At 65.8% G+C, this 12,057-nt stretch carries 13 protein-coding genes; 6 read left to right on the top strand and 7 right to left on the bottom strand.

All coding sequences use genetic code 11. The features are described from left to right. Positions 1–82: 82 nt before the first annotated feature. On the top strand, positions 83–1,387 hold the full coding sequence (locus FSV73_RS09305; RefSeq protein WP_145007039.1) for an MFS transporter: 1,305 nt from the start codon (positions 83–85) through the stop codon (positions 1,385–1,387). Between the two features lie 60 nt (positions 1,388–1,447). Here the strand turns inward: FSV73_RS09305 and purT are convergent, their stop codons facing one another. The 3 genes from purT to FSV73_RS09290 all read right to left on the bottom strand — a co-directional run bounded on the left by purT (position 1,448) and on the right by FSV73_RS09290 (position 3,513). After that, positions 1,448–2,629 carry a formate-dependent phosphoribosylglycinamide formyltransferase gene (purT, locus tag FSV73_RS09300; RefSeq protein WP_145007037.1) on the bottom strand — a complete coding sequence of 394 codons (1,182 nt, stop codon included), beginning with the start codon at positions 2,627–2,629 and terminating at the stop codon, positions 1,448–1,450. A 21-nt stretch (positions 2,630–2,650) separates the two neighbouring features. After that, the gene (locus tag FSV73_RS09295) at positions 2,651–2,848 is read right to left on the bottom strand and encodes a DUF1289 domain-containing protein (protein ID WP_145007035.1); all 198 of its coding nucleotides are present in this window, start codon (positions 2,846–2,848) and stop codon (positions 2,651–2,653) included. 77 nt (positions 2,849–2,925) lie between these two features. Then, entirely contained in the window at positions 2,926–3,513 is a 588-nt protein-coding gene (locus tag FSV73_RS09290) for a CoA pyrophosphatase (RefSeq protein ID WP_145007033.1), read from the bottom strand. A gap of 127 nt (positions 3,514–3,640) precedes the next feature. On the opposite strand from FSV73_RS09290, the gene FSV73_RS09285 reads away from it, so the two are divergent. Together FSV73_RS09285 and FSV73_RS09280 are read left to right on the top strand one after the other, a co-directional pair. Next, positions 3,641–4,195: an NUDIX hydrolase gene (locus FSV73_RS09285; protein ID WP_145007031.1), complete on the top strand. Its 555-nt coding sequence runs from the start codon at positions 3,641–3,643 to the stop codon at positions 4,193–4,195. A gap of 23 nt (positions 4,196–4,218) precedes the next feature. Beyond that, positions 4,219–4,755: a L,D-transpeptidase family protein gene (locus tag FSV73_RS09280; protein ID WP_145007029.1), complete on the top strand. Its 537-nt coding sequence runs from the start codon at positions 4,219–4,221 to the stop codon at positions 4,753–4,755. A 46-nt stretch (positions 4,756–4,801) separates the two neighbouring features. Here FSV73_RS09280 and FSV73_RS09275 read toward each other — a convergent pair whose 3' ends face one another. Genes FSV73_RS09275 through FSV73_RS09260 form a run of 4 tightly spaced genes read right to left on the bottom strand, consistent with a single transcriptional unit; the run spans position 4,802 to position 8,261 of the window. Beyond that, a complete protein-coding gene (locus tag FSV73_RS09275) occupies positions 4,802–5,956 on the bottom strand; it encodes an ABC transporter ATP-binding protein (protein ID WP_058772149.1) in 1,155 nt (384 codons plus the stop codon). Positions 5,957–5,966: 10 nt separating this feature from the next. Further along, positions 5,967–6,635 carry an ABC transporter permease gene (locus FSV73_RS09270; protein ID WP_145007027.1) on the bottom strand — a complete coding sequence of 223 codons (669 nt, stop codon included), beginning with the start codon at positions 6,633–6,635 and terminating at the stop codon, positions 5,967–5,969. Positions 6,636–6,638: 3 nt separating this feature from the next. Continuing rightward, entirely contained in the window at positions 6,639–7,541 is a 903-nt protein-coding gene (locus tag FSV73_RS09265) for a glycine betaine ABC transporter substrate-binding protein (protein ID WP_145007025.1), read from the bottom strand. 9 nt (positions 7,542–7,550) lie between these two features. After that, positions 7,551–8,261: an ABC transporter permease gene (locus FSV73_RS09260; RefSeq protein WP_145007023.1), complete on the bottom strand. Its 711-nt coding sequence runs from the start codon at positions 8,259–8,261 to the stop codon at positions 7,551–7,553. Between the two features lie 722 nt (positions 8,262–8,983). Between FSV73_RS09260 and FSV73_RS09255 the strand changes: the two genes are divergently transcribed. The 3 genes from FSV73_RS09255 to FSV73_RS09245 all read left to right on the top strand — a co-directional run bounded on the left by FSV73_RS09255 (position 8,984) and on the right by FSV73_RS09245 (position 12,000). Continuing rightward, positions 8,984–9,175 carry a hypothetical protein gene (locus tag FSV73_RS09255; protein WP_145007021.1) on the top strand — a complete coding sequence of 64 codons (192 nt, stop codon included), beginning with the start codon at positions 8,984–8,986 and terminating at the stop codon, positions 9,173–9,175. 304 nt (positions 9,176–9,479) lie between these two features. Beyond that, a complete protein-coding gene (locus FSV73_RS09250; protein WP_145007019.1) occupies positions 9,480–10,529 on the top strand; it encodes a glycoside hydrolase family 5 protein in 1,050 nt (349 codons plus the stop codon). Positions 10,530–10,824: 295 nt separating this feature from the next. Next, positions 10,825–12,000: an acyltransferase family protein gene (locus tag FSV73_RS09245; protein WP_145007018.1), complete on the top strand. Its 1,176-nt coding sequence runs from the start codon at positions 10,825–10,827 to the stop codon at positions 11,998–12,000. The last annotated feature ends 57 nt before the right edge of the window (positions 12,001–12,057 follow it).

Below are 12,057 nucleotides of genomic sequence, written 5' to 3'. Positions count from 1 at the left end.
GTCCCTATCCCTGGACAACCGCTGCCCCATCGGGCCGCCCCGGCAGACGCCTCCTATAAGAACGACTGCCCGGTACCCCTGCATGGCCACGACCGCTGCCGCCTTCGATACCGCTACCCCTGCGCCCCGCAATTCCCCAACCCGCGTGGCCACCGCCAGCTTCATCGGCACCGCCATCGAGTTCTACGATTTCTACGTCTATGCCACGGCCGCCGCCCTGGTGATCGGCCCGGTGTTCTTTCCCCAGGGCTCGGGCGTGGCCCAGACCCTGAGCGCCTTCATCACCTTCGGCATCGCCTTCCTGGCGCGGCCCCTCGGCTCGCTGCTGTTCGGCCACTTCGGCGACCGCCTCGGGCGCAAGTCCACCCTGGTGGCCTCGCTGCTGCTGATGGGCATCTCCACCACCCTGATCGGCCTGCTGCCCGGCTACGCCAGCATCGGCGTCTGGGCCCCGATCCTGCTCTGCCTGCTGAGATTCGGCCAGGGCCTGGGCCTGGGTGGCGAATGGGGCGGCGCGGCGCTGCTGGCCACCGAGAATGCCCCGCCCGGCAAGCGCGCCTGGTTCGGCATGTTCCCCCAGCTCGGTCCGTCCATCGGCTTCCTGATGGCCAACGGCCTGTTCCTGGCCCTGGCGCTGCTGCTGGATGAGGAGCAGTTCCGCGCCTGGGGCTGGCGCATCCCCTTCCTGCTCAGCGCCCTGCTGGTGGTGGTCGGGCTCTATGTGCGGCTGTCGCTGCACGAGACCCCGGTGTTCGCCGAAGCCATGGCGCGACGCGAGAACCTGCGCCTGCCCATGGTCGAGACCTTCGGCAAGCACGGCAAGGCCGTGCTGCTCGGCGCCCTGAGCATGGTGGTGTGCTACGCCCTCTTCTACATCTCCACGGTGTTCTCGCTGAGCTACGGGGTGAAGAACCTCGGCTACAGCCGCCAGGAGTTCCTCGGCCTGCTCTGCGTGGCGGTGCTGTTCATGGCCCTGGCCACGCCGCTGTCGGCCTGGCTGGCCGATCGCTTCGGGCGCAAGCCGGTGCTGGCCGCCAGCGCCCTCGCCGCCCTGCTCTCGGGTTTCGCCATGGAACCGCTGCTGACCCACGGCTCGAGCCAGGCGGTCGGGCTGTTCCTGGCGCTGGAGCTGTTCCTAATGGGCATGACCTTCGGCCCCATGGGCGCCCTGCTGCCGGAAATCTTCCCCACCCAGGTGCGCTACACCGGCGCCTCGGCGGCCTACAACCTGGGCGGCATCCTCGGCGCCTCCCTGGCGCCCTATGCGGCCCAGCAACTAGTGGAGGCCGGTGGCCTGAGCTGGGTGGGTGGCTACGTCTCGGCGGCGGCGGCGATCAGCCTGCTGGCGGTGCTCTGCCTGCGCGAGACGCGCGACCAGTCACTGTAGATTTCTCTACGCAGTAAAAAAGGGCCCCGCGGGGCCCTTTTTCGTGGTGCCCGGGCGGTCTTACAGCTCGACCTTCACCGCCTGGGACGCGCGCACGGCCTTGGCGCGGGCGGCCTCGATGCTTTCATCGCGGGCCAGGGCCACGCCCATGCGGCGCTGACCCTTGACCTCGGGCTTGCCGAACAGGCGCAGCGCGGTGTCCGGCTCTTCCAGGGCGGCGCCCAGGTTGGCGAAGGCGGTCTGGCGCGAGTCGCCGTCGACCAGGATCACCGCCGAGGCCGAGGGACCGAACTGGCGGATGGCCGGGATCGGCAGACCGAGGATGGCACGAGCATGCAGGGCGAATTCGGACAGGTCCTGGGAGATCAGGGTCACCAGACCAGTGTCGTGAGGGCGTGGCGAAACCTCGCTGAACCAGACCTGATCGCCCTTGACGAACAGCTCCACGCCGAACAGACCGCGGCCACCCAGGGCCTCGGTCACGGCGCGGGCGACCCGCTCGGATTCGGCCAGGGCCTTCTCGCTCATGGCCTGGGGCTGCCAGGACTCGTGGTAGTCGCCCTTGACCTGGCGATGGCCGACCGGCGCGCAGAAGACGGTGCCGCCGACGTGGCGCACGGTCAGCAGGGTGATCTCGTAGTCGAAGTCGACGAAGCCCTCGACGATCACCCGGCCCTTGCCGGCGCGACCGCCTTCCTGGGCGTATTGCCAGGCCGCCTGCAGTTCATCGGCGCTGCGCAACAGGCTCTGGCCCTTGCCCGAGGAACTCATGATCGGCTTGACCACGCAGGGATAGCCCAGCGCCTCGGCGGCGGCGGCGTAGTCTTCGTAGGTGTCGGCGAAATGGTACGGCGAGGTGGGCAGGCCCAGTTCCTCGGCGGCCAGGCGGCGGATGCCTTCGCGATTCATGGTGAGCTGGGCCGCCCGCGCGGTCGGCACCACGGTGTAGCCCTCGCCTTCCAGCTCCACCAGGGTGGCAGTGGCGATGGCCTCGATCTCCGGCACGATGAAGTGCGGCTGCTCGCGCTCGATCACCGCGCGCAGGGCGGCGCCGTCGAGCATGTCGATGACATGGCTGCGGTGGGCGACCTGCATGGCCGGCGCATCGGCATAGCGATCCACGGCGATGACCTCGACGCCCAGGCGCTGCAGTTCGATGACGACTTCCTTGCCCAGTTCGCCGGAGCCGCAGAGCAGCACGCGGGTGGCGCTGGGGGACAGGGGGGTACCGATACGGGGCATGACAGATCTCTCCGGCTGATGTCAGGTGAGGAAGGCCGCACCACCGGCCCGCGCCCGCTCGTCGCAGCGCACCAGCACCTCGCGGCGCTCGGCGTCGCTCATGGACATCCAGCGGGTAATCTCGGCGGCGCTGCGCTGGCAACCGATGCAGATGTCCTGTTCGTCCAGGGCACAGACATGGACGCAGGGCGAACGCACGGGTGAATCGGCGGTGGTCATGCGGCTTCCCTCGAATGGCCGCGCATTGTGCCCGTTATGACCCGTCTTGGCATGTGCCTTTACCTTGTCGAGCGCGCTCAATCCCGCCGGGGCGGCGCCTTGAGCACGATGCCGGCGTCATACAGCAGGTTGACCAGTTCGACGATGATCACCGCGGTCAGCCCCCAGATGCGGTGATCCCCGTATTGATAGCTGGGCACCTGCCAGCGCCGGCCGTCGTGGTCGACCCTGAGGGTGAAATCCGGCGGCACCTCGCAGAAGAACTGCAGCGGCACGGTGAAGATCGCGGCGATCTCGGCTTCGCTGGGAACGTAGTCGAGCTGATCGGGAATCAGGGCGACGATGGGCGTGACCGCCAGGCCGTAGCGCGATACCAGCGGACTCAGGGGCGCGATCACCTCCACCAGGCCGGGTGGCAGGCCGACTTCTTCCTGGGCTTCGCGCAGGGCGGTGGCGACCAGGTCGGCGTCCTCAGGGTCGCGGCGACCGCCGGGCAGCGCCACCTCGCCACCGTGGGTGGACAGGTTGCTGGCGCGCAGGGTGAGCAGCAATTCGGGATGCTCGCCGCGAATGATGGGCACCAGCACCGCCGCCTCCTGGTAGGTCTCGCTGCCACTCAGGGTGCGCGGCTGGTAGTGACGCAGGCGCTGGAGCAACTCATCCACGCCGGAATTCTCCCTTGGTCGTCATAGCCGCTGGATCATGGCACGCCCGCCGGGCAATCCCAAGCCCAGCCATCGCTTGCGAGGCGAGCGACCACCCCGGCACACTGCGGCAAAACGAGGACGAGCCATGAAGCATTGCAACCACTGTGGCGGACTGCTGGAGGAACGCATTCCCGCCGGCGACAACCGAATGCGCCTGGTCTGCAGCCAGTGCGACGCGGTGCACTACCAAAATCCGCGGGTGGTGGCCGGCTGCCTGGCGATCTGGGAAGGCAAGGTGTTGCTCTGCCAGCGCGCCATCGAACCGCGGCGCGGTTACTGGACGCTGCCCGCCGGCTTCATGGAGAACGGCGAGACCACCACCGAGGCGGCCGCCCGCGAGACCTTCGAGGAAGCCGGGGCCAGGGTCCAGGGCCTGGAGCTCTATACCCTCTTCGACCTGCCGCACATCGACCAGATCTACATGCTGTTCCGCGGCGAGCTGGTCGACGGGCGCTTCGGCGTCGGCGAGGAAAGCCTGGACGTGCGCCTTCTGGACGAAGCCGACATCCCCTGGTCGTCTCTGGCTTTTCCGACCATCAAGCGGACACTAGAATGCTTTTTCGCCGACCGCCGCCGTGGCGACTTTCCGCTGCGCCATGAAGGCATGGCCCCCATGGTGGTCGCGCCCAAGCCTGCCTGAGCTCTCCCGAGGATCTTCCCGACATGCGTCCGTTGCACCTGTTGTTGGCGCTCTGCTATGTGCTGTGCGGTTCCTTGCTTCCCTCGCTGGCCCAGGCCAGCACCAGCGTCACGGTGATCCGCCAACCGGCTGCACCGCTGATCGACAAGGTGCTGGTCATCAAGTCGCGCAATCAGTTGCAGCTGCTCAGCGGCGATACCGTGATGAAGTCCTATCGCGTCTCCCTGGGCAAGAACGCCCGCGGGCCCAAGCTGCGCGAAGGCGACCAGCGGACGCCGGAAGGCTTCTATTGGATCGACTGGCGCAAGACCAGCGACAAATTCAACCTGGCCATGCACATCTCCTACCCCAACCGGGAGGACCTGACCCGCGCCTACAAGGCCGGCGTGCCCCCGGGCAGCATGATCATGCTGCACGGCACTCCCGTCGACGAGGAGTATCCGGAGTGGTACTTCAACTCGCTGAACTGGACCAATGGCTGCATCGCCCTGACCAACCACGACATGCGCGAGGTCTGGGGGCTGGTCAAGGACGGCACCCTGATCGAGATCCGCCCCTGATCGTCCCGCCAGCACCGATCGGTTGACCGGTGCTTACTGCCCTTCCCTACCCCGCTACCTGCTCCGCCGGCGAGACGATGCTGGTCTTGCCCCGCGAACGGCCGCTACTCAGGTAGTCGGCGATGGATTCCTGGGTGACCTCGCCGAGGAAGTCGTTGTCGGCGCTGAGCACGGGCAGCCAGGAGCTGTTGAACTGGTACATGCGCGACAGCAGGATGCGCAGGTGCTCGTCGAAGGCCGCGGTGGCCTTGAACGGGGTGACGAAGGGCGCCACCGGCCCGCTCTGGCCGCGCAGGTCGCGGCGGCGCACGTAGCCCAGGCCCTTGTTGGCGGCGTCGGTCACCACCAGGTAGCGGCGGTCGTGTTCTTCCATCAATTCCACGGCATCGCCGATCAGGGTCTCGGCCTGGATCGAGGGAGCGTTGTCGGCGGCGTCTTCGGCGCGGATCAGCAGCAGGCGCTTCAAGGTGCTGTCCTGGCCGACGAAGTTGCTGACGAACTCGTCCTTGGGATGGGCCAGCAGGGTATCCGGATGGTCGAACTGCACCAGCCGGCCGCCGCGGAACACGGCGATCTTGTCACCCAGGCGGATGGCCTCGTCGATGTCGTGGCTGACCATGATCACCGTCTTGTTCAGCGCCCGTTGCATCTGGAAGAACTCGTTCTGGATGGCGTCGCGGTTGATCGGGTCGACCGCGCCGAAGGGCTCGTCCATCAGCAACAGCGGCGCCTCGGCCGCCAGGGCGCGGATCACCCCGATGCGCTGCTGCTGGCCACCGGACAGCTCGCGCGGATAGCGCGACAGGTACTGCTTGGGTTCGAGCTGCACCATGCTCATCAGCTCGGTGGCGCGCTCACGGCACTTCTTCTTGTCCCAGCCCAGGAGCTTGGGCACCACGGTGATGTTCTCCTCGATGGTCATGTTGGGGAACAGGCCGATCTGCTGGATCACGTAGCCGATGTGGCGACGCAGCGTCACCTCGTCGATGCCGGTGGTGTCTTCGCCATTGATCAGCACCCGCCCGGAGGTGGGCTCGATGAGGCGGTTGATCATCTTCAGCGTGGTGGTCTTGCCGCAGCCGGAAGGACCGAGGAAGACGCAGATCTGGCCCTCTTCCACGGTGAGGCTCACCGCGTCCACCGCGGTCACGTCCTTGCCATGCTGCTTGAAGGTCTTGGTCAGGCGGTCGAGTTCGATCATCTGGGGCTCCTTAATGGGCGCCGCGCAGGCCGCGCAGGCCGCGCGGGGTGAGGCGGCGTTGCAGCCACTGGAGGACGAGGTCGGCGACGATGGCCAGCAGGCTGACCAGCACGGCGCCGACGATGAGGGTGGCCATGTCGCTGCGGCTGATGGAAGTGAGGATCAGCACGCCCAGGCCGCCAGCGCCGATGGTGGCGGCGATGGTCATGACGCCGATGTTCATCACCACGGCGGTACGCACCCCGGCGAGGATCACCGGCAGGGCGATGGGCAGCTCGACCATGCGCAGGCGTTGCCAGAAGGTCATGCCGATGCCGGCGCCCGCCTCGCGGATGCCCGGCTCGACGCTGGTCAGCGCCAGGTAGGTGTTCCTCAGGATCGGCAGCAGCGAATAGAGGAACACCGCGGTGATGGCCGGCAGCGGGCCGAGGCCTTGGCCGAACTTGGAATAGAACGGCAGCAGCAGGCCAAACAGGGCGATGGAGGGCAGCGTCATGACCACCGTGGCCACCGCCTGCAGCGGTCCGGCCAGCCAGGGATAGCGGGTCATGAGGATGCCCAGGGGTACCCCGACCAGGATCGCCAGGGTCACGGCGATGCCCACCAGGGTGATGTGCTGGCGGGTCAGTTCGAGGACCTGCAGCCAGTCGATGTGATTGAAGGAGGTGACGAAATCCATGGGTCATTGCCCTCCGCTGAAGGGGTGCTGGGCGAGGAAGTCACGCGCCACCTGGGCCGGCGTCTGGCGCTCGATGTCCACCTTGGCGTTGAGCTGGCGCATGGTGGCCTGGTCGAGGCTCTCGGCCAGGGGCTTGAGCAACTCGGCGAGATCCGGATGCTTGGCCAGGTAGGCGGCGTTGACCACCGGCGCGGCGGTGTAGTCGGGGAAGTAGCCCTTGTCGTCTTCCAGCACCTTGAGCTTGAAGGCGTCCAGACGGCCATCGGTGGTGTAGACCAGGCCGGTGAACACCTGGCCGTTGCGCAGGGCGGTGTAGACCAGGCCCGGGTCCATCTGGCGGATGTCGTCACGGGTGTAGCTCAGGCCATAGTCCTTGACCAGGCCGGCGAGCCCGTCGGAACGGTTGGCGAACTCGATGTCCAGCGCCGTCAGGTGCGGCTGCCCGGGCTCGGCCTCGAGCAACCGCGCCAGGTCGCTGATGCTGTTCAGCTCCGGGTGGGCCTGGGCGACCTTTTCCGGCAGGGCCAGGGCATAGGTGTTGTTGAACCGGGTGGGTGCCAGCCAGGCCAGGCCGATCTTGGCATCCAGCTCCTTGACCCGCTGGTAGGAGGCCGCCTGGTCCAGCCGCTCGGTCACGTGGTTATAGGCCACCAGCGAGGTGCCGGTGTATTCCCAGGTGAGGTCGAGCTGGGCGTTCTTCACGCCATTCCAGGCGATGGTGCTGCCCAGGCCGCCGACGATCTCCGGCTGGTAGCCGTGGCGGGACAGATACTGCCCGGTGAGTTCGGCGAGGATGGCCTGCTCGGTGAACACCTTGGCGCCGATGCGGATCGGCTCGGCCTGGACAGTACTGGCCAGCGTCAATCCGAACCAGGCGGCGCCCAGGGCGATAAGCAACTTCTTCATCTCGTCTCCTTAGCGGGCCAGGCCGCGTTCCAGCCAGAGGCGGCTGGCCAGCAGCACCAGGCCATCGAGCAACAGCGCCAGCAGGGCCGTGGCGGCGGCGCCCAGCAGCAGTTGCGGCTGGTTCTCCAGGGCGATGGCGGGAAAGATCAGGCTGCCCAGGCTGTTGGCACCGATCAGGAATACCAGTGGCGTGGTACCCACGTTGATCGCCAGGGCGACCCGCACCCCGCCGATGATGATGGGCACGGCGTTGGGCAGCTCGACCTTGGTCAGCACCTGGGTGGGCGTCATGCCGATGCCGGTGGCCGCCTCCTTGAGCGAGCCGGGTACGTTCCTCAGGCCTTCGTAGGTGTTGCGCACGATGGGCAGCAGCGACGCGAGAAACAGCGCCAGGATCGCCGGACCATCGCCGATCCCGACGATACCCAGGGCGATGGCCAGCACCGCCAGTGGCGGTACGGTATTGCCGATGTTGAACACCTGCATGAAGCGCTCGGCGCTACGGGTGAAGCGCGGCCGACTGAGCACCACCCCGGCGGGAATGCCGACGAGCAGGGCGACGACCATGGAGACGGCCACCAGGTAGAGGTGCGCCTGGAGATAGAACAGCAGATCCGCGCGATAGGTACGAAGGGTATCCATACCGATCCAGTGCACCAGCAGTGCCAGGATCACCACTCCCACGGCCGTGCCGAGCAGGAGGGTCTTGAACTTCGCCATGTCAGGCTCCTTCAACGGGCGGACAGGCCGCATGCCTTCCAACTGCGGAACTCGCACCAGTGGCGAGGCGCACGACGGCTGCCCGGGTTCAGGGTCGAGACGCAGCGGGGCATGGCGGGTATGCCGGCTGGACCAACGGGGCGCTGGAGGATCTCTGGATCCGTGGCGTCCTTGGGTGTCGTCTCCTCAGGAGGCGACATGGCACCTTGTCTCGACCGAAGTGATTGACGTCCATCGGGGTCGATAGTTCGCCAACTCCTTTTTAGGCTAACCCAATAGACTCGCTCAATGCCAACCCCGTCGCGCTGAAGAGTGCGGCGGACAGCCCCTGACGCCCGCGCCAGAGGCATCCGTTACCCGCCAGGGCCAAGAGCCGCGGAATAGACCGCTTTGCCGATCAGCCCTACCAAATGTAATGGCTTTTCTGTTAACCACTTGGCAGCCGGTAGACGATCTGCATCACAGCCAGGAGGGCACCGGCAGACTGTTTCGTGGAGCGCCACACAGCCAGGCTGACGTACGGTCGCGACTGAAACATCTTTCTGTGCACCAGTGCGACGCCGTTGTTTTGGCACCTCTTTATCATTCTGACGAGCGGCTGACGCTTTGAGGGATCATTCAGCCCAACCAAGGTCAATAGGTGGCCCAGTGATAGCACCAAGCCATTCCTGGTATCGCTATAACAACAGACTATTCACCGAGCTAACTTCAAAGGGAACGTTATGAATGACATGACGGCTTGTGCATCGTTGGACTCCGCCATCCTTTCCTCTGCCCCCGTACTGCTGCTGCAACCCAAGGTGGAAACTTGGGTGGTGGTCTATGCACACGGTGGCCTGGTCACCGAATTCAACGACGAGGCAGCGGCCCGCCAGGAAGCCGAGCAGTGGGCGGGTATCTGCCTGCGTCGCTAGAGACCGCACCTGAATGACCTGCCTGGCGCCGTCGCCTGACGGAAAGCAGTCGCCAGCAGTTCATCACCCGCTCCAGCGCTGCCCGCGCCTGGCGAGCCAGCCCCAGCCTAGGCGATCTCCCGCCCAGCCTCTGCAGCCCTAACCAGCTCGCATTTTTGCGGATTCCCTGCTGCCGTAACGTTGCCTGGCGCACTTTACGAGCACCGCGTTGCAACTTCTCCCTGGCCATTCGGGCCTCATGGCGAATCGGGCAGCCCGCCTGCCGCCTACCTCTCCGTCTGAGCCACTGCCTGGGACCTTGCCGATGACGCCTCGCTGGAAATCCGCTTTCGCGACCCTGTCCATCCTGCTCTGCAGCCTCACCGCCCTGCCTGCCGCGCACGCCGATACGCGCGACTTTCCCACCGACCTGATCGGACTGAATTTCTCCGGCGCCGGCTTCGCTCCCCAGGTATTGCCGGGCAAGCCCGGAACCAACTACTTCTTCCCCGACGCCGGCCACTATCGTCGCTGGGCGGCGAAGGGCATCCGGGTGATCCGTTTCCCGGTCATCTGGGAACGCCTCCAGCCGCGCCTCGGGCAGCCGCTGGATCCGGTCTATGCCAAGCTGATCGACCAGACCCTCGATAACGCCAAGCGCTATCGCATGAGCGTGATACTGGATCTGCACAACTACATGAGATACCGCGGCCAGATCATCGGCAGCGCGGCGGTGCCCTACCCGGCCTATGCCGATGTGCTGCGCCGGATCGCCCAGCGCTGGCACGACCATTCCGCCCTCGCTGCCTACGACATCATGAACGAACCCCACGACGCCGTTGAGCAATGGCCGATCGCGGCGCAGCACGGCATCGATGCGGTGCGCGACGTGGACCGCGCGCGCCCGATCCTGATCGAGGGCAATGGCTGGTCCAGCAGCTACCTCTGGCCGCGCTACAACGCCAAGCTGCTCGGCCTCAAGGACCCGGCGGACAACCTGATCTATTCCGCCCACGTCTATTTCGATAACGACGGTGGCGGCAAGTACCTCAAGAAGGACATGACCGACTTCGATCCGAACGTCGGCATCCGCCGGGTGGAGCCCTTCATCACCTGGCTCAAGCAGCACGGCAAGCGCGGCCACATCGGGGAGTTCGGCGTGCCGGACAACGATCCCCGCTGGCTGGCGGCCATGGATCGCCTGCTGGCGCGGCTGCGCCAGGAGTGCATCCCGGCCATGTACTGGGCCGCCGGCCCCAACTGGGGTGATTACAAACTGGCGATCGAGCCGGTGAACGGCAAGCCGCGCCCGCAATGGGCGGTGCTGCAGAAGTACGTCAAGCCGTCGGCCTGCGAGACCCTGGGCCCACGCTGAGCCGGCGCGCGGTCGGTATCCCCAGGCCGTGCACCACTGCGATCACCGACGACCTGAGGGGCAATCGGTGATCGCAATCACAAAGTCTCGTGTCGGGCGACCACCGGCAGCGAACTCTTAAGGATTTGACGATCAAACCGTAACAGAAAGTAATAGTTCGACGATTGAAATTCGTCGTGATAACAAGAGCCTGGATGCCATGTCTTCTTCCTTCGCGCTGTTCCACCGCCGCCTTTCGCCCTGACGGCAGCCTACCGTCACTCGTCTTCGTCTGTCGCACCGTCAGGGAAATCCCATGGAAAGATTTGTCGCTTTGGATAGCTTTCGCGGTCTGCTGGCCGTCGCCGTCGTGCTCTTCCATACCTATGTCGCCCAGGCCGCCTCGGAAAATCCGCTGATCGCCAACGCCTATCTGTTCGTCGAATTCTTCTTCGTTCTCAGTGGTTTCGTCCTGATGCACACCTACGAAACCCGCCTGCGTACCCTGTGCGACTATCGCGATTTCGCCATCAGCCGCTCGGCGCGGCTGCTGCCGCTGCACCTGGCGATGCTCGGACTCTATGTGCTGCTGGAAACCGGACGGCTGCTGGCCGAGCACCTGGGCATCGGCTTCAACGATCCGGCCTTCAGCGGTGCCACCGCACCCGAGCAGTTCCTGCCCAACCTGCTGCTGCTGCAATCCTGGCTGGGCCAGGCCATCACCGGCTCCTTCAACTACCCGTCTTGGAGCATCAGCATCGAGTACTACCTCTATCTGGTATTCGGCATGCTGGTGCTCAAGGGCCAGGGCCACCATCGCCAATGGTTCCTGGTGATCGCCCTGCTGGCCTTCGTGCAACTGCTGTTCCCGGTGCTGCCCCTGAAGACCGAGATCTTCCGTGGCCTGTCGTGCTTCTTCGCCGGCGCCTGCACCTACCGTCTCTATGCCTGGATCAAGCGGCAGAACCCGGACTCGTTCGGCGGCACCCTGCTGGAGCTGGCCTGCCTCATCGCGGCGATCGCGGTGATGACCTCCGATCTGCCCGTCGCCAAGAAAGGCGTCCTTGCCAGCCTGGTGTTCTGCGTCACCATCCTCACCTTCGCCTTCGAACGCGGCCTGGTCTCGAGCGTGCTGCACCATCGCTACTTCGTGCGCCTGGGGATGCTGTCCTATTCCATATACCTCTGCCACGCCGCGGTGATCTTCCTGTTCAAGAGCGCCTTCATCGTGCTGGGCAAGCTGCTGCACCAGGATCTCACCGTGGTAGCACCGTCCCACGATGTGCCAGTGCCCTTCATGATCCGCTACATCGCCACCGGCAGCCCCATGCTGGACAACCTGGTGGTCCTGCTGGAACTGGCGGCGGTCCTCGGCCTGGCCTGCCTGACCTACAGGTACATCGAGATCCCGGGCATGGCCTTGGGCAAGCGTCTGGTGCGCAAGAGACGCAACGCGCCGTTCTGCGAAGGCAAGATCCAGCCGCAACCCTGAGCGACCGGAAGCGTCGGGGGCCTTCGCTCCCGAGCCGCCGGGGGCTGCCCTCTGCTA

Source organism: Pseudomonas oryzihabitans (genome assembly GCF_007665395.1).
GTDB lineage: Bacteria > Pseudomonadota > Gammaproteobacteria > Pseudomonadales > Pseudomonadaceae > Chryseomonas > Chryseomonas psychrotolerans_C.
This window is presented reverse-complemented; position numbering and strand designations above follow the sequence as displayed.